This is a genomic window from Palleronia sp. THAF1 (assembly GCF_009363795.1).
In the GTDB taxonomy this organism is placed as follows: domain Bacteria; phylum Pseudomonadota; class Alphaproteobacteria; order Rhodobacterales; family Rhodobacteraceae; genus Palleronia.
The window spans coordinates 1,852,738-1,870,840 of sequence record NZ_CP045420.1; the positions used below are offsets into that span (position 1 = coordinate 1,852,738).

Consider the following 18,103-nt stretch of genomic DNA (forward strand, 5'->3'; position numbering starts at 1 on the left):
AAGAACACGCGCCCCCTTTCAAGCGAAAAATCGCTTAGTCCGAGACCTTCGTGAACGTCCCCTCGCCCGCAAGGATGCCGCGAAATCCACCTGGCTCGTCCAGAGAGAACACGATGATCGGCAGGTTGTTGTCGCGCGCAAGCGCGATGGCCGATGCGTCCATGACGCCCAAGTGCTTTTGCAGCACCTCGTCGTAGCTCACGTGGTCATACCGAACTGCGTCGTCGTGCTTGGCAGGGTCCTTGTCATAGACGCCGTCCACTTTCGTACCCTTGAAGATCGCCTGACAGGCCATCTCGTTGGCGCGCAACGTCGCAGCCGTATCAGTCGTGAAATAGGGATTGCCCGTGCCGGCGGCGAAGATGCAGACGCGCTTTTTCTCTAGGTGGCGCACCGCGCGGCGGCGGATGTAGGGCTCGGCGACCTCGTTCATGGTGATCGCGCTGATGACGCGTGTGTGGATGCCGTGCGCTTCCAGCGCGCCCTGCATCGCCAGCGCGTTCATCACGGTGGCGAGCATCCCCATGTAGTCTGCGGTCGTCCGCTCCATCCCCTGCGCCGAGCCTTGCAGCCCGCGGAAAATGTTGCCGCCGCCGATGACCATGCAGACCTCGACGCCCATGTCGTGGACCGATTTCACCTCTGCCGCGATGCGCTCGACGGTGGGGGGATGCAGGCCATAGCCCTGATCACCCATTAACGCTTCGCCCGAAATTTTCAGAAGAACGCGATCGTAGCGCTTGGTTCCGTGTGCATCCGCCATGTCATGCCCCGCTTTGACCTTGCGGCGGTATGTGCGCCAAAAGGCGCGTCGGGGCAACTGTCGGGATCGACGAAATGGATATGAAGGCGGCAATTCGAGACGCCGGGCGCGACAGGCCGGTACTGATCGCCGGACCGACGGCCAGCGGCAAGTCCGCGCTGGCGCTGGCCATAGCCGAGGCGCATGGCGGGGTGATCGTGAATGCCGACGCGCTGCAGGTCTACGCGCGCTGGCGGGTGCTGACGGCCCGCCCTTCGGACGACGAACTGGCGCACGCGCCGCATCGGCTCTACGGGCACGTCGGCGCAAACGACGCCTATTCCGCCGGGCATTGGCTGCGTGAAGTAGCGCCGCTGCTGGATGGTTCCGAGCGTCCCATCATCGTCGGCGGCACGGGGCTGTATTTCACCGCGCTTACGGAAGGATTGGCGGAAATCCCCCCGACCCCCAATGAAGTCAGAGCCGAGGGAGATGCGCTGGACCAGATCACCATGCTCGCCGCGCTGGATGCCCGAACACGCGCGCGGATCGACACGCAGAACCCCGCTCGCGTGCAGCGCGCATGGGAAGTGTGGCACGCCACCGGGCGGGGCTTGGCCGACTGGCAGGACGACACCGCGCCGCCGCTGTTGCCGCCCGAAGCCGCTCTGACGCTGGTGATCGACGCGCCGCCGTCCTTGCTGACACCGCGTATCGAGACCCGTTTCGACGCGATGCTGGCGTCCGGCGCGATGGAGGAAGCCCGCGCAAACGCCGCCGACTTCGACTTCAATCGACCCGCAGACCGGGCGATAGGCGCGCCGGAGTTGATCGCGTATCTGGCGGGCGACCTGACGCTGGGCGACGCACGCGAGCGGGCCGTCATCGCAACGCGCCAATATGCCAAGCGGCAGCGCACATGGTTCAGGTCACGGATGAAGGGATGGGATCGTGTCGAATTGTTAACCAAATCCAGCGATCTGCCTGAATAGTCCGAATCTTCTTGGAGAATCGCCCGAATCATCTCTAGCCTCTGGGGACACTACCGGCGCTGCCACTCCGGAGACCCAGCATGCTTGATTTTACCCGGCCCACCGCCGGTCCCAGCCTTGTATCCCTGCCGAAACTTATCGCGGGCGGGCGCTGGCGCACCGCCGCCATGCGGTCCTACAGCCAGCCAGTCCTGTACTGGTTCACGCGCGGCGAGGGGCGGATGACCGTGCAAGGCGTGTACCGCCCGTTCCACGCGTACGAAGCTATCCTGCTGCCCGCCGGGACGATGCACGGCTTCGAAGGCTCGGACGAGACGGATGGATCGCTGTTGTTCTTGCCATCAGACGTGATCGAGAGCCTGCCGGAAGACATGGTGACGCTGCACATCGACGCCTCAGAGGCCCGTGACGATCTGAACGCCCGGATCGAGGATATCCGCACCGAATTGACGCGCGGCACCAAGCGGTCAGAACGCGCGCTGGGCTTCCACCTTGGCCTGCTGGCCGTCTGGCTGGAACGGCAAGCACAATACCGAATAGACGAGGTCCGCGATCCCCGCGCGCACGAAACGCTAGCGGAAGCCTATACCTCATTACTGGAACGCTACTTCCGCGACGGGCACACCGTGGCGGACTTCGCGCGCGCACTCGGCGTGACACCCGCTCATCTGAGCCGGGCCTGCCGCAAGGCCTCCGGGCGTCCGGCGTCCGCTTTCCTGAAGGACCGCGTGAACTTCGAAGCGCGGCGCTTGCTGGCAGAGACGCGGATGCCCATCTCAGAGGTCGCCGCGACGCTTGGCTTTACGTCGCACGCCTATTTCACCCGTGCGTTTCAGTCCCTCAATGGCCAGACACCCTCGGCCTTCCGCCGGTCTGCTTAATCCCGATCACTGCGTCACAAGAATGTCGGAAACAGGCACGTGATGTCGCATTTGGATCACTTTTGTGCGTGTCGCGGTTGACGGGCCTGTCCACATCGTGCGCATAATTCACGTGCCGCGACCAATGATTGCGTCGCCCAAGGGCCGACCGCAGCCATAAGAAGTCGTAACAGGACAATCAGGGAGAGACCTATGAGCCATTCCACCGACCGGATCCATCCGGCCGCAAAGATGCACGCCACCGAATATCAGGCCGGCAAGATCAGCCGCCGTGAGTTCCTGACCCGCGCTACCGCGCTGGGCGTCAGCGCAACCGCGGCCTATGGCCTGATCGGTGCCGCCGCCCCCGCCCACGCAGAGCAGCACACCATGGATGGCGGCACCCTGCGCATCCAGATGGAAGTGCGCGCGCTGAAAGACCCGCGCGTGACCGACTGGCCGCAGATCGCCAACATCTACCGCGGCTGGCTTGAATACCTGACCGAATACCAGGCCGACGGCACCATCCGCCCGATGCTGCTGGAAAGCTACGAGGTTTCCGACGACGCCACGACGTACACGCTGAAACTGCGTGAGGGCATCACCTGGAACAACGGCGACGCTTTCACCGCCGAGCATGTGGCACACAACTTCCGCCGCTGGTGCGAGAAGGGCGTCGAAGGCAATTCGATGGCGTCCCGCATGGGCGATATGGTCGATCCCGACAGCGGTACGATCAAGGAAGGCATTCTTGATGTGCAGGACGACCTGACGCTCGTCATCAACCTGACCTCTCCCGACATCGCGCTCATGGCCTCGGTCTCGGATTACCCCGGTGCGCTGGTTCACCCCTCTTACGACGGTGGCGACATGACCAGCGGCGCGGGCCTGATCGGCACGGGCCCCTACACGCTGGAAGACCTGTCGGTCGGCGTGAAGACGGTGCTGGTGAAGAATGCCGACCACCAGTGGTGGGGTGCGGAGGCCGAAGGCTTCGGCGGCGCATCGCTAGAGCGGATCGAATACATCGACTACGGGACCGACCCCGCCGCCTGGCTGGCGGCCATCGAATCCGAAGAAGTCGACATGCTGTATGAAAGTGTCGGTGAATTCATCGAGATCATGGACAGCCTTGATCTTGTGAAATCCGAGACGATCACAGCCTCGACAATCGTCATCCGCTGCAATCAGGAGGCCGAGGTAAACGGCGAGAAGCCCTATGCCGACGTACGCGTCCGCAAAGCGCTGCAAATGGCCGTCGATAATTCGGTCCTGCTTGAGCTGGGCTATTCGGGCCTGGGCGAAGTGGCCGAGAACCACCACGTCTGCCCGATCCACCCCGAATACGCCGAAGTCGACAACCCGGTCGTCTACGACCCCGAAGGTGCCATGGCGTTGCTGGAAGAGGCCGGGATGGCCGATTACGAGCATGAGCTGGTGTCCATCGACGACGACTGGCGCAAGAACACCACAGACGCCTGCGCCGCCCAGCTGCGCGACGCCGGTATCCGGGTGAACCGTTCGATCCTTCCGGGCAACACGTTCTGGAACGACTGGGCCAAGTTTCCCTTCTCGTCGACCGACTGGAACCAGCGGCCCTTGGGCGTTCAGACGCTGTCGTTGGCCTACCGCTCGGGCGAGGCCTGGAACGAATGTGCCTACGCCAATCCCGAGTTCGACGCCAAGCTGTCAGAGGCCATGGGGATCGCGGACGCGGATGAGCGTCGGGTCATCATGAAAGAGATCGAGCAGTTGATGATCGACGACGGCGTCATCATCCAGCCCTACTGGCGCTCGATCTACCGTCACTACACGCAGCATGTGACGGGCGCCGAAGTGCATCCGCTGTATGAGATCCCCCAATACAAGCTGGGTCTGTCGGCCTGATATCAGTCCAAGGGGCCGCGCCGGTCATCCCGCGCGGCCCTTTTTCGTATCGTACCTGCCCCTGACAGGAGCCTGATCCCTTGGGTCTTTTCCTTCTCCGACGCCTTGGCGTGATGATCCTGACGGCGCTGTGCCTGACGTTCGTCGTGTTCTTCCTGACGAACCTTTCGCCCAACCTTGAAAAACTTGCGAAGACGCAAGGAAATATGCGGATGACCGACGATGAGGTCGTCTCGTGGCTGGAAAACCGGGGCTACGACCGCAACGTCTTCGCGCGCTACGGCGAATGGCTGGGCGTCGTGCCGGGCTATGTGGTCGAACAGCCGGGCGGCTTTCGGGGGCGTTGCTTCGGTGAGGCGGACGAGGTTCCACCAGGTGCATCGACTTTCTGCGGCGTCGTGCAAGGCAACTGGGGCTTTTCGTCTGTCTTCCGCGAAGAGGTCGGCAGCATCATCGCCACGCGCCTTGGCCTGACCGCAAAGTTGATGGGCTTCGTCATGCTGCTGATGGTGCCTGCGGCGTTGATCATCGGCGTGCTGGCGGGGATGCGCGAAGGCTCTCGGCTGGATCGAGGGCTGTCGTCGGTGTCCATCGTATCCACGGCAACACCGGAATATGTGTCGGGCGTCATCTTCATCACCGTCTTCGCATCCAGCGCGGTAGGACTGCGCTGGTTCAAGGGCACCGCGACAGGTGCGATGGAGAACGCGACCTTCGAAAACTTCGCCCTGCCCGTCCTGACCATCGCGCTCTACGGCATCGGTTACATCGCCCGGATGACCCGCGCGTCCATGGCAGAGGTGATGACCCAACAGTACATCCGCACCGCGCGGCTGAAGGGCGTCAGCTTCCCCAAGGTTGTACTGAAGCACGCCCTTCGCAATGCCCTGATCGCGCCCTTCACGGTGATCATGCTGCAATTCCCGTGGCTGCTAAACGGCGTAGTGATCGTAGAGACCCTGTTCAACTACAAAGGCTTCGGCTGGACGCTGGTGCAGGCCGCATCCAATAACGACATCGAACTGCTGCTGGCCGTATCCGTCGTGTCCGTCTTCGTCGTTCTGGTAACGCAGCTGATATCCGACATCGGCTACGTCTGGCTCAACCCGCGCATCAGCGTCACGTAAGGAGGGAGCCGTATGGAACCCCTGACATGGACCGGCGCGCTGGCGCCGTTGACCACGATCCTCTTCACCGCATTCGCGGCGCTGATCATCCTGTTCGTCCTGCGCACTGTCGCGGGCCTGTTCCTGGCACCGGCCCCGCCGACGGCGCAAGCCGATGGCACGTTGGTGGACGCACGCGGCCCGTTGGAGATGATCGACACCGCGATGTTCTTCGCGCTGCTGGCCGTGATCGGCACGTTGGCGTTGTTTATCTTGGGCGGCATCGCATTCGATACCGACGGCGGCATCATTGGCGGCATCATGCGCCGCCTCATGCCCGTGTGGATCGCACTCGCACTGACACTGGGACTATCCTACGCGTTCAAGCGGCGGCTGGGCCTATACGGCAAGCTCTTCGACTCGACCATCGGCGTGATTGGCTTCGCGCTGGTGATGTTCTGGATATTCTGCGCAATCTTCGTGTCCTTCGACCTGATCGCCACATACGATCCTTTAGGGCAGTCGGGTGCCATGAAGAACGAGCTGCCCGGAACACCCTACACCCGCATGATCGGCGACGTGGCCGACGGCGCATATGGCTACTACCTGCTGGGTGGCGATAATCTGGGGCGTGACGTGTTCAGCCGCATGATCGCAGGCTCATCCGTCGTGGTGCAAATCGCACCATTGGCAACGCTGTTCGCCTTCATGGTCGGCATCACGCTGGGCCTTCCGGCCGCTTATCAGGGCGGCAAGCTGGACACGGTGCTGACCTTCATTGCGAACCTGATCCTCGCCTTTCCGGTGATCCTGCTGTTCTACCTGCTGGTCACGCCGGAGATCGTGGCGACCGGCATCCCGACCTACATGGCCGCCGTCATGTTCCTGTTCCCGATCGCCTTCCTGACGATCCTGCTGAACGCACGCTACCACACGCGCCCCACCCTGCGACTAATCCTGCTGACAGCGGTGATCGGCGGGTTGGGCTGGCTGTACCTGTCGCTGATCTCAGAGCCGTTCGGCGTGTTCCGCATCCTGCCGAACGCGCTCGACCTGTTCGACGTGCCCGGCGGCATCCTGATCGTCTTCGTCGCGGTCGTCTTCGTGAACGCGCCCACGGTGTTCCGCATCGTCCGGGGCATCGCTTTGGACATCAAGACCCGCGACTACGTGGCCGCCGCGCAGACCCGCGGAGAGGGCAAGTGGTACATCATGCTGTGGGAGATCCTGCCCAATGCGCGCGGACCACTGATCGTCGATTTCTGCCTGCGCGTGGGCTACACCACGATCCTTTTGGGCACGCTGGGCTTCTTCGGCCTTGGACTGCCGCCCGAAAGCCCCGACTGGGGATCGACGATCAACGACGGCCGCAAGCTGCTGGCCATCTACCCGCACCCCGCTTTGGCCCCGGCCCTCGCGCTGCTGTCGCTGGTGCTGGGCCTGAACCTGCTGGCGGACGGTCTGCGGGAAGAATCGCTGCGCGATTGATGATCTGCCCGGGGGCCAGCCCCCGGTCCCCCGAGGTATTTGTGGAACAGTGAAGACATGAGCGACGACACCCCGATCCTCGAGATCGAAAACCTTTCGATCAGCTTCTTCACCCGCCTGCGCGAGATCCCGGCGGTGATGGACTTTTCCTGCACCGTCCGGCCCGGAGAGGCGATGGGGCTGGTCGGAGAATCCGGCTGCGGCAAGTCCACCGTGGCGCTGGGCGTCATGCGCGATCTGGGCGTGAACGGGCGGATCGTGGGCGGCACCGTGCGCTACAAGGGGCGCGACATGGCGTCGATGTCGGATAGCGAGCTGCGCGACATTCGCGGGCGTGATATCGCGATGATCTACCAAGAGCCGATGGCTTCGCTGAACCCCGCGATGCGGGTGGGCGCGCAGCTGATGGAAGTACCCATCATCCACGAAGGCGTGTCGAAATCCGAAGCCCGCGCCCGTGCGCTGGAAGTGCTGACGGACGTGAAACTGCCCGATCCCGAGCGTGTGATGAGCGCCTATCCACACCAGCTGTCGGGCGGGCAGCAACAGCGCATCGTCATCGCGATGGCGCTGATGTCGAAGCCGTCGCTGTTGATCCTGGATGAACCAACGACTGCGCTTGATGTGACGGTTGAAGCCGCCGTTGTCGATCTGGTGAAGGGGCTTGGCGAGAAATACGGCACCTCGATGCTGTTCATTTCTCACAACCTTGGTCTGGTTCTGGAAACCTGCGACCGGCTGTGCGTGATGTATTCGGGCGAAGCGGTCGAGACCGGCAACATCGCGGATGTCTTCGACAAGATGCGCCATCCCTATACGCAGGCGCTGTTCCGCTCGATCCCGCTGCCCGGCGCGGACAAGAATGCCAAGCCGTTGGTCGCCATCCCCGGCAACTTCCCCCTGCCCCACGAGCGGCCCAAGGGCTGTAATTTCGGGCCGCGCTGCGACTACTTCGTATCCGGGCGCTGCGACGCCAAGGCGATCCCGATGTTCGATGTAGAGGGCACAGCACGGCATGAGACCCGCTGCCTGCGCGCGGATGAAATCGACTGGTCGCGGCAGGAGTTGGGTGCCATCGAGACCACAGCGACCGAGCCCGGCGATGTCATCCTGCGTATGGAAGACGTGAAGAAATATTACGAGGTCAGCGCCTCGGCGCTCTTCAAGGGCGGTGAGCAACGGGTGGTGAAGGCCAACGAAGACCTGTCCTTCGACGCGCGCGAAGCCGAGACTCTGGCCATCGTGGGCGAATCGGGCTGTGGCAAGTCCACCTTCGCCAAAGTCCTGCTGGGGTTGGAGACGACGACCGCCGGTTCGATCACGTTGGACAACCGGGCCATCGGCGAGACGCCCATACAGGAACGCGACACGCAGACGGTGGCCGACGTGCAGATGGTGTTCCAAAACCCCTTCGACACGCTGAATCCCTCGATGACCGTGGGCCGCCAGATCATTCGCGCGCTGGAGGTCTTCAAGATCGGTAACTCGGTCGAAGAGCGGCGCGAGAAGATGCTGGACCTCCTCGATCTGGTGAAGCTGCCGCGTGAGTTCGCGGGTCGGATGCCGCGCCAGCTTTCGGGTGGGCAGAAGCAGCGCGTGGGCATTGCGCGCGCCTTCGCGGGTGGCGCGCGGGTCGTCGTAGCGGACGAGCCTGTCTCGGCGCTGGATGTGTCGGTGCAAGCGGCGGTGGCCGATCTGCTGATGGAAATACAGCGCACCCAGAAGACGACCCTGCTGTTCATCAGCCACGACCTGTCCATCGTGCGTTACCTGAGCGACCGCGTTCTGGTCATGTATCTGGGCCACGTGGTCGAGATCGGCGATACTGCCGACGTGTTCTCGCCCCCCTATCATCCTTATACAGAGGCATTGCTGTCTGCGGTGCCCATCGCCGACACGCGGGTGAAGAAGAAGCACATCGTGCTTGAAGGCGACGTGCCATCGGCCATGGACCCACCCCCCGGTTGCCCGTTCCAGACGCGCTGCCGCTGGAAAAGCCAAGTGCCGGGCAACCTGTGCGAGACCGAGGTGCCGCCCATGGTACGGTTCGGCGAAGGTGGCGCGCACCAGATCAAGTGCCATCTGAGCCGCGAAGATCTGGAAGGCATGGAGCCTGTCATCACGCTGGCGGCAGAATAGACGGAACATCTGCGGCCTGCGGCCCTTTGTCTTCCGACAGGGGGATATGACATGACCGACGGAAAAAATGACAAACTGGACTGGGCGATCCCAGTCATGCGCACCGGATACGCCGGGCGAGCGCTGGTCTATCTGGTGGTCGCGGGTATCTCCCTTTGGTCCGTTCTGCGCGGTGGCAATGGGCAAGGGACATCCAGCGCCTTCGCCCAGCTTGAAAGCGCTCCACTGGGCAAGGTCGTGCTGGTCCTGATCTTTCTGGGCATGTTGGCCTATGCCGTATGGCGGTTGATCGATGCGATCTGGGACCTGGAATGCTATGGCAGCGACGGCGAAGGCATCATCGCACGTCTGGGCATGATCGTCACCGGCGTGATCCACCTGATCCTTGGCTTCGGTGCATTGTTGTTGGTCTTCACCGCGTCGTCGGGCGGCGGCGAAAGCGGAATCGCCAAAGCGGCAGGCATGGTCATGGGTCTGCCCGGTGGTCGCTTCATCCTAGGCGCGGCGGGCATCGTGACTATCGGTGCGGGCCTTTACTACGGCAAGAAGGCTTACGAGCGCGCCTACCGCAAGCACCTGCGGGGCAACGAAGTCACCCGCAACTGGGATGGCCTGCTACGCGCCGGGGTCGCGAGCCAAGGTTTCGTCGTCGGAATGATCGGTGTGCTCATCGCTTATGCCGCCTGGACCTACAATCCCAGCGAGGCGGGCGGTCTTGGCGGCGTGTTCGGATGGCTGTCAGGTCAGCCCTACGGCCAGATCCTGATCGGCGTGCTGACCCTTGGCCTGCTGTGTTTCGCGCTTTTCTGCGCGGTGAATGCCGTTTACCGGATCGTGCCGCGCGCGTCCGACCCCGATATCCAGACACTGGCGGCGCGCTTTTCCAGCTAGCGCTATCAGCTACCCCGAATCGGCGAAATCCCGCCGACGGTCGGCGAGTCTTGGAACATCGCTCAGGGCAAGTGCCCAAAATCGTTGCGATCTTGTCTGTCGCCCGTTAGGCACGTCGAAAGCCGAGGTGGGAACCGGCTGCTGCCGACGATAACGGCGACAAGAGGGGACGTAAGTGCTTATAGGTCGAAGAAATTCGTTGGGTGCCGCTCTGGCGCGCGCCTTCCCAGAGCGTCGACTATTCCTGCGTTCAGATACCGAAACCCGATTTGTTCGATTGTCTCCGGCAACGCAGGCGATTGCGGTGTCCGGCTCTGCCCTTTTGGTCGGCTGGACGATCCTCGCCTCTGCCGTCGTTTTGATGGATTCGATCGGAGCCGATGATCTTCGCGACAATGCCGCGCGCGAGCAATCGGTTTACGAGAATCGGTTAAATGCACTGTCCACCGAGCGCGACACCGCGCTGACCGAAGCCCGCGCCGCGCAGGACCGGTTTCAGGCCGCATTGCAGCAGGTCAGCGACATGCAATCCGAGTTGCTGGAATCAGAGACCCGCCGCGAAGAGCTGGAGCGCGGAATGGGCGTGGCTCACGCCAATCTGCGCAAGGCAATCCTGGAGCGTGAGTCGGCCCGTGCCGCGCGCGAACAGCTTGCCGCACAGATCGGTGGCGATGCCGAAGCACTGGGTGATGTGGCCCGCCTGGCAGAGTTCGAAAGCACCATCGGCGTTCTGGCGCGCGCACTGGATGATACCGCCGATCACCGCGACACGGTTCTGGCGGAAGCCGCTGAAACACAGGCTTTCGCCGAGGAAGTGCTGTTGGAAGCACAGCTGCGCGATGATCGGAACGAAAAGATCTTCAGCCAGCTTGAAGACGCCCTGACGATTTCGGTCAAGCCGCTGGACCAGATGTTTCGCAATGCCGGTCTGAACACCGACACACTGCTGAACGCCGTGCGCCGTGGCTACTCTGGCCAAGGTGGCCCATTGTCGCCCATCAGCTTCTCGACCAAGGGCGAAGCACCCGACGAAGACAGCGCGCGGGCCAACGACATCCTCGAACGGCTCGACCGCATGAACCTGTACCGGATTGCGGCAACGAAAGCGCCGTTCGCTCTACCGGTCGCGGGCAACTTCCGCTTCACGTCCGGTTTCGGACCGCGCTGGGGCCGCATGCACTCTGGCACCGATTTCGCCGGCTCCCATGGCACGCCGATCGTCTCCACAGCCGATGGGGTCGTGATCCATGCCGGACGTGCTGGCGGTTACGGCAACCTTGTGAAGATCCGGCACGAGTTCGGTATCGAAACCCGCTACGCGCATCTTAGCCGAATCCGGGTCAAGGTTGGTCAAAGGGTCTCGCGCGGGGATCGGATCGGTGATATGGGGAACACCGGACGATCGACCGGAACACACCTGCACTATGAGGTCCGCGTCGGCGGCAAGGCCGTGAACCCCATGACCTACATCAAGGCAGCGCGCAATGTTTTCTAAATCCAAGATCAACGAGCCCGGCCCCAAACAGGGCGGCGAGGCCACTCCAAGACATCCGAGCGAGAGTTCCATGAACAAACCCCAATCCAGCAGCGTCCCCGGTTCATCCCCGAAGGCGAAGCCCCCCGCGTCCATCCTGTCCGCCGACCTGACGGTAAAGGGCAACCTGAAGACCACCGGCGATATCCAGATCGAAGGCAACGTCGAAGGCGATATCCGCGCCCACCTGCTGACCGTCGGCGAAAGCGCCGTCATCAAAGGTGAAGTCATGGCCGACGATGTTGTCGTGAACGGCCGCGTCGTGGGACGGGTTCGTGGCTTGAAAGTACGTTTGACCGCCACCGCGCGTGTCGAGGGCGACATCATCCACAAGACCATCGCCATCGAGTCCGGTGCGCATTTCGAGGGATCGGTTGCCCGCCGCGATGATCCCCTGAACACCTCCGGCGGTTCGCGCGGCTCTGCGTCGACGTCCTCTGCTTCCTCCGCACCCTCGTCCACCATGTCATCGGCATCCTCTTCGTCGGACAGCGACAGCGGGTCGACCAGCTAATTCTCCTGAGCATCAGGAACGCGAAGGGCGTCCGGGACAACCCGCGACGCCCTTTTTCATGGCGTCCCAAGACGTGCATCAGTGAAGCAGGTGCGACGCCAGGGCGGTCCGGTGCCCCTTCCCTTCCACCGATTCCGACTACTCTTGAAGGATGACCGCTCCCGTTCTTCTGTCCACCGTCGGCTCCCTTGGCGACCTCTTTCCCGTCCTGTCTCTTGCCCATGCGTTGCAGGCGAAAGGCCAACCGGTGCGTCTGGCCCTGTCGCCCGAAGATACTCAGCGCGCCAAGGCCCAGGGCTTGGACGCTTTCCCATACGGACCGACGGAGGCAGAAACGCTGGCCTTTTTGGGTATGGATAAGGATGCCGTCGCGCAGCAGGTATTTCGAAATCCATCACCCATCCTGCGCCGCGCCGTTTATCCGCAGTTGGCAGACCTTGTGCGCGGCTTGATCCCAGAGGCCCGCCGGTCGCGCGCGGTTGGTGGCACGCTTCTGGCGCTCGCGGCACCGCTGGCGGCGGAAATGGTCCGGCGACCCTATATCGAGCTTGTCCTGCAGCCGATGCTGCTGCGCTCGGCGCTCGATCCTCCGCGTGTGTCGGGGTTCGTGCCACCGATGCACCCCGCGCCCAATAATACCCTGACCCATGTTTGGAACAATGCGTGGTTGCGCGTCATCGATACAGAGTTCCGACGCCGACACGGTCGCGCACAATCCCGCGTTCGGGCCGATCTAGGCTTGCCGCCGACGCGTGCCGTGCCGCTGTTCGGCAATGCCATTCCGCCCAGACGCCGTATTGGCCTCTGGGATGCGGCGTTCTCTGCGGTTCCAAGTGACCGATCAGATGGTCTTTTGCTGACCGGTTTCCCGCGCCCTGCTCCATCCGAGTTATCCGCCGACCTGGAGAGATTTCTGAATGCAGGCCCACCCCCGCTTGTCGTCACGCTGGGATCAGTGTCGCATCGCTTAGCGGGAGAGCGTTTCTGGCACGAAGCAGCCGCCCTCGCCCGCCGGAATGGACTGCGCGCCGTCCTTCTATCAGGTGATGCGGATGCCCCAGAAGGGCCCGATATCCATCGCATCCATGCCGCTCCCCACGACGCACTATTCACCCGTGCAGCCGCTGTTCTGCACCACGGAGGCGTCGGCACAACCGGGGCTGCCTGCATCGCGGGCGTGTCGCAACTGATCCTGCCCCTTGGCGCGGATCAGCCGGACAATGCGGCGCGAATCGAACGTATCGGTGTCGGTCGCCGCATCCGCTCTGTCGCCAAGGCTGACGACGCGCTGGCCTTCGCGCTATCGCCGGACACCCGCGAAGCGGCACGTTCCTTGGCCGAGCGCATGATCCCCGATGCTGCAGACCGCGCAGCTGATGCGTTTCTCGCCGCCCTTTAACGCGTATAGTTTGCGCCATCACCGTTGCCAGCGCAGACCCCTCGTGCGATCACCTGTTCGCCAACTTCGAAGGGATACCAGATGACCGACACCCGCACCGAATCCGACAGCTTCGGCCCTCTGGAGGTGCCCTCCGACAAGTATTGGGGCGCGCAGACACAGCGCTCGATCATGAACTTCCCCATCGGATGGGAGCGTCAGCCCATCGCCATCGTCCGTGCGCTTGGCGTCATCAAGAAGGCCTGCGCACAGTCGAACAAAGAGACCGGCAAGCTGGACGCGCGACTGGCCGACGCCATCATCCAGGCCGCCACGGAAGTGACCGAAGGCAAATTCGACGATAACTTCCCCCTTGTCGTCTGGCAGACGGGATCGGGCACCCAGTCGAACATGAATGCCAACGAGGTCATCGCCAACCGCGCGATCGAGATCTTGGGCGGCACCATCGGATCGAAGGACCCGGTGCATCCGAACGATCATTGCAACATGGGGCAATCGTCGAACGACACCTTCCCCACCGCCATGCATATCGCCGCTGCGACGACCACGCATGAGGTTCTGCTGCCGGGCCTGACGATGCTGGCCGAGGCGCTGGAAAAGAAAGCGACAGAGTTCGCCGACATCATCAAGATCGGCCGAACCCACACGCAGGACGCGACGCCCATGACGTTGGGCCAGGAATTCTCTGGCTATGCTCAACAGGTCCGCAACGGGATCGCCCGGATCGAGATGGCGTTGCCCGGTCTGTATGAGCTGGCGCAGGGTGGCACGGCGGTGGGCACTGGCCTGAACACCTCGAGAGGCTGGGCAGAGGATGTGGCCGAACGCATGGCCGAGATCACCGGCCTGCCCTTCGTCACCGCGCCCAACAAGTTCGAGGCACTCGCCGCTCACGACGCCATGGTTTTCATGTCTGGCGCGATCAAGTCCGCAGCAATGGCCTGCTACAAGATCGCCAACGACATGCGCCTGCTGGGTTCCGGCCCGCGCTCTGGTCTGGGAGAGCTGATTTTGCCGGAGAACGAGCCCGGCTCGTCCATCATGCCCGGCAAGGTCAACCCGACGCAGGCCGAAGCGATGACGCAGGTCTGTGCGCATATCTTGGGCAATGACGCCGCTATCGGGTTCGCAGGTTCGCAAGGTCAGTTCGAGTTGAACGTCTACAACCCGATGATGGCCTATAACCTGCTGCAATCCATGACCCTTCTGGGTCACGCCGCCGACAGCTTCACCACGCGCATGCTGAAGGACACGAAAGCCAATGAAGAACGCATCGGCACCTTGATGCGCGAGTCGCTCATGCTGGTCACGGCACTGGCCCCCACCATCGGTTACGACAACGCCACGAAGGTGGCCAAGACCGCGCATAAAAACGGCACCACTCTGCGGGTCGAGGCTGTGGCGCTTGGCTTCGTGACCGAGGAAGAGTTCGACCGCGTGGTCCGTCCCGAAGACATGATCGGGCCGAAGTGACGACGCCGGTCAACCTGAATCGGGCGCGCAAAGAGCGGGCACGGAAGGCGGCCAAAGCACAGGCGGACGCGAATGCGGTCCGGTTCGGGCGCACCAAGACGGAAAAGGCGCAGGAGTCCGCAGTCCGTATCAAAGGCGCCCGCGACCTGGACGGGCACGCCAAGGAATGAGCGGCCGGCCGGTGAAACGGTCGCTGACGTTGCGCGGCCACCGCACCAGCGTCTCCTTGGAAGACGCGTTCTGGCGCGAGTTCAGGCGTATTTCAGAGCAGGACGGCCGTCCGTTGAATGCACTGGCGGCAGAGATCGACGAGGCCAGAGACAGCGACATCGGCCTTGCCTCGGCGATCCGGCTTTTCGTGCTGGAACGCGCATTGGGGACGAAGGATTAAACAGTCGGCAATGGACATGCGGACGCAACGCAACGCGCCCGACTATTCGTCCGAGATTGTTGATCCCTCGTTCCGTCGCCGCCGATCCAAATTCAGCCAGATCCCATCCTTCGCGCGGACGGTCAGATGCGCCTCGGGAACTGGGACTGTGTCGGTCGGTGACACCCGCCACTCCGCCAGAACGGCGGCAAGAAGAAGCACACCCTCTGCCATGGCGAATCCAGCACCAGTGCAAACACGTGGACCCGCAGAGAACGGCATATAGGCCTTCCGCGCGCTTTCACGCCCCGCATCTGTCTGCCACCTGCCCGGATCGAAACCGTCCGGGCCGTCCCACATCCGCGTCTGCCGATGCAGATGCCACGGGCTTAGAACGATCTGATCGCCGCGTCGCGCCGTGCGGTCGCGCAAAGGCTCTTCCTGCACAGCCTCGCGCACCATCATGGGCACGGGCGGGTACAGACGCAGAGCCTCGCGGAAGACATCGCGCGTCAGGCGCAATTTGGACAGGGATGAAAACGAAGGATCGGCCATGAACGCTTGCGCCTCTGTCGCCACCTCCTTCTGCACGTCCTCATGTGTCGCCAGCAAATACAGCGCCCATCCTAGAGCGGAAGCAGAGGTTTCGTGCCCCGCAAGGAAGAAGATCGCGACCTGATCGACCATCTCATCGGCATCGAAACTGTCCCCGGTTTCAGGGTCTGTCGCCATCAGGATCTTGGTCGACAGATCGTCCGGTGCCGTGCCCGCCGCGATCAATATCTGACGATCCCGAACGAGCCCTTCGATCAGCGCGCGGATACGTTTCGCAGCAGCCTTCGTCGCAGGACGGTGAAACCGCGGAACCCAGCGCGGCAATGGGATGAACGCTGCAAGGTTCAGGATCGGCTGGGTGCGCTGGTAGGTGCGGAACTCCTCGAACACCTCTCTCGCGATGGCGTGGTCGATGGGGATCGTGAACAGCGTGCGGAAGATCACATCGGCGGCGGCGTGGCTGGCCTCTCCTTCGATCTCCACGCGACCGGGCTGCAGACGCGCCGCCATCGCACGCGCCGCATCCAGCATTGCGGGGAACGTATCGCGCAAGCGCCCCCCTTCGAAGGCGGGGTCGATCAGGCGACGCTGACGCTGCCACTCGGCCCCGTTCGTCAGGAACACCGAGCGGCCCAGCAGCGGGCGCAACCCTTCCCCGATCCGCTCTGACTTCGGAAAATCCAAGGGACGGTCGTTCAGAACAGTTCGGATCACCGCTGGGTCGTTCACCATGAACGACCGAAAGAACGGCGTGCGGAACTCTGCCATCCATGCGCGATACAGCCGGGCGGGCTGGGCCGAGAGTATGTCAGCTCGAAAAAGGCGCAGATAGCGCCAAAGCGAAACGCGATCAGGCCGCGCGGGCGGTTTCGGCGGGATCATGCGGCGGTGGACGTGTAGCGCGACGCAGCCACGTCGATCCGGCTCTTGGACGGGGCGCGCCCTGCGAAACGCGTCGCCAACGTCTTCGGACCGGCCGTGATGCGGAAATAGTCGTAGGCGTCTGTTTTGTCGGGTAGATTGTCGAAAGCACAGAGATACTGGAAATGCAGGCGGAAGAAGCGCCAGCGTAGTTTGGTCCATGTCTGTGGCAAAAGCGTCTGGGTGAAGGCCGCCGACAGGATCAACGGCTGATGCGCGCCTTCGGGGCGCACGCCCGACACGGCCACCGGATCGCAGAGCGCGAAGGCGCAGCCATCGCCGGGTGCCGTGACGTCCACCCATGTCAGCGCGTCGGTCTTCGACAGGAACGCCAAATCGGCGCGCAGACGGTGCGCCGCTGGCAGGAAGGACATCATCGGAACCACTTGGCCCAGCGAAAGGAAAGACAGCACCGGACCGTTCGCCGGCACCCTGCCCTCACGCACCAGATCGGCCAGGATAGAGACCGCCAGATGCGCGCCAGAGGAATGGCCGACGATCAACACTTCATCCGCGTCACTCGCCAACGCGGCGGCGATGGTCTGGCCCATCTGCGTCATCCGCTCTTCCAGCGCATCCGGATTCGCGCCGCGCCAGCGGGCCGAGAAGGCATAGTCGTGCATCAGATAGTAGGCGAAGAAGCGACCGTCCTGTTTGCGAAACCATCGCAACACGAAGGCCACGACGAATGGCAGCGCGATCCAGCCCACGGCGCCAGGCACGCCGACGGCGGATATACCCGAGCGAAGCACCCACGCACCCAGCCAACCAGCCGCCAAAGCCAGTGCAAGTTGCAGAAGCAGCATACCCACAGGGTAAAGCGCTGCGATCACCGGGCCCTTGCGCAGCCACATCAGCCGCCGTAGTGCGCCGGTGGTGATATAGACCCAGGCCGTGCGGGCCAATTGTGCGTAGGTGGCGGCGATTCCCGCGTCCATCGAGTCGCGTACGATGTCGGACCAGACGAGCACCTCGACCTGCGCTTCGACCTCCGCCCCTTCGATCCGCGCCCGAACACCCCAGCCGAAGCGACCACCTGCCTTCGGTGCAGGCTCCACCGAATAGCCGCTGATCGCGGCCTGCGCGGCGCCTTCGCGTCGGTAGAGTTCGCGGTAGCGGCGGGGCGGCATGGGATCATAGCCCGGGATGTAGAACACCCGGCGGGTTCTGACCTTACGGTCCGGCGTGGCGCGCGCTTGATCCATTCAGGCAAGATACCGCGAAATCTGGGC

The 18,103-nt window shown here is 63.1% G+C and carries 16 protein-coding genes; 13 read left to right on the top strand and 3 right to left on the bottom strand.

Annotation, left to right across the window (positions count from 1 at the left end):
• Positions 1–34 precede the first annotated feature (34 nt).
• On the bottom strand, positions 35–763 hold the full coding sequence (gene pyrH / locus FIU81_RS09205; protein ID WP_124111824.1) for a UMP kinase: 729 nt from the start codon (positions 761–763) through the stop codon (positions 35–37).
• A gap of 74 nt (positions 764–837) precedes the next feature.
• On the opposite strand from pyrH, the gene miaA reads away from it, so the two are divergent.
• The 13 genes from miaA to FIU81_RS09270 all read left to right on the top strand — a co-directional run bounded on the left by miaA (position 838) and on the right by FIU81_RS09270 (position 15,416).
• A complete protein-coding gene (miaA, locus tag FIU81_RS09210; protein WP_254695882.1) occupies positions 838–1,734 on the top strand; it encodes a tRNA (adenosine(37)-N6)-dimethylallyltransferase MiaA in 897 nt (298 codons plus the stop codon).
• 80 nt (positions 1,735–1,814) lie between these two features.
• Entirely contained in the window at positions 1,815–2,615 is an 801-nt protein-coding gene (locus FIU81_RS09215; protein ID WP_124111823.1) for a helix-turn-helix domain-containing protein, read from the top strand.
• A gap of 192 nt (positions 2,616–2,807) precedes the next feature.
• Positions 2,808–4,481, top strand: coding sequence for an ABC transporter substrate-binding protein (locus FIU81_RS09220; RefSeq protein ID WP_124111822.1), 1,674 nt, complete (start codon positions 2,808–2,810; stop codon positions 4,479–4,481).
• 80 nt (positions 4,482–4,561) lie between these two features.
• The gene (locus FIU81_RS09225; protein WP_124111821.1) at positions 4,562–5,608 is read left to right on the top strand and encodes an ABC transporter permease; all 1,047 of its coding nucleotides are present in this window, start codon (positions 4,562–4,564) and stop codon (positions 5,606–5,608) included.
• A gap of 12 nt (positions 5,609–5,620) precedes the next feature.
• A complete protein-coding gene (locus tag FIU81_RS09230; RefSeq protein WP_124111820.1) occupies positions 5,621–7,075 on the top strand; it encodes an ABC transporter permease in 1,455 nt (484 codons plus the stop codon).
• Positions 7,076–7,132: 57 nt separating this feature from the next.
• Complete coding sequence (locus FIU81_RS09235) at positions 7,133–9,214, top strand: ABC transporter ATP-binding protein (protein WP_124111819.1); 2,082 nt, start codon at positions 7,133–7,135, stop codon at positions 9,212–9,214.
• Positions 9,215–9,265: 51 nt separating this feature from the next.
• Positions 9,266–10,105 (top strand): DUF1206 domain-containing protein, encoded by an 840-nt coding sequence (locus tag FIU81_RS09240; protein ID WP_124111818.1) that lies wholly within the window; start codon positions 9,266–9,268, stop codon positions 10,103–10,105.
• A 175-nt stretch (positions 10,106–10,280) separates the two neighbouring features.
• Complete coding sequence (locus FIU81_RS09245) at positions 10,281–11,600, top strand: DUF5930 domain-containing protein (RefSeq protein ID WP_413816200.1); 1,320 nt, start codon at positions 10,281–10,283, stop codon at positions 11,598–11,600.
• Entirely contained in the window at positions 11,590–12,153 is a 564-nt protein-coding gene (locus FIU81_RS09250) for a bactofilin family protein (RefSeq protein ID WP_124111817.1), read from the top strand. The genes FIU81_RS09245 and FIU81_RS09250 overlap by 11 nt, the downstream gene beginning before the upstream one ends.
• Before the next feature lie 151 nt (positions 12,154–12,304).
• Complete coding sequence (locus FIU81_RS09255) at positions 12,305–13,552, top strand: nucleotide disphospho-sugar-binding domain-containing protein (RefSeq protein WP_124111816.1); 1,248 nt, start codon at positions 12,305–12,307, stop codon at positions 13,550–13,552.
• 81 nt (positions 13,553–13,633) lie between these two features.
• Entirely contained in the window at positions 13,634–15,025 is a 1,392-nt protein-coding gene (gene fumC / locus FIU81_RS09260; RefSeq protein WP_124111815.1) for a class II fumarate hydratase, read from the top strand.
• Entirely contained in the window at positions 15,022–15,195 is a 174-nt protein-coding gene (locus FIU81_RS09265) for a DUF4169 family protein (RefSeq protein ID WP_124111814.1), read from the top strand. The genes fumC and FIU81_RS09265 overlap by 4 nt, the downstream gene beginning before the upstream one ends.
• Positions 15,192–15,416 carry a ribbon-helix-helix domain-containing protein gene (locus FIU81_RS09270; RefSeq protein WP_124111813.1) on the top strand — a complete coding sequence of 75 codons (225 nt, stop codon included), beginning with the start codon at positions 15,192–15,194 and terminating at the stop codon, positions 15,414–15,416. The genes FIU81_RS09265 and FIU81_RS09270 overlap by 4 nt, the downstream gene beginning before the upstream one ends.
• A 42-nt stretch (positions 15,417–15,458) precedes the next feature.
• On the opposite strand, the gene FIU81_RS09275 is transcribed toward FIU81_RS09270, so the two are convergent.
• Together FIU81_RS09275 and FIU81_RS09280 are read right to left on the bottom strand one after the other, a co-directional pair.
• Positions 15,459–16,832: a cytochrome P450 gene (locus FIU81_RS09275; protein WP_124111812.1), complete on the bottom strand. Its 1,374-nt coding sequence runs from the start codon at positions 16,830–16,832 to the stop codon at positions 15,459–15,461.
• Complete coding sequence (locus FIU81_RS09280) at positions 16,829–18,076, bottom strand: hypothetical protein (protein WP_124111811.1); 1,248 nt, start codon at positions 18,074–18,076, stop codon at positions 16,829–16,831. Before FIU81_RS09280 ends, FIU81_RS09275 begins: the two co-directional genes overlap by 4 nt.
• Between the last annotated feature and the right edge of the window lie 27 nt (positions 18,077–18,103).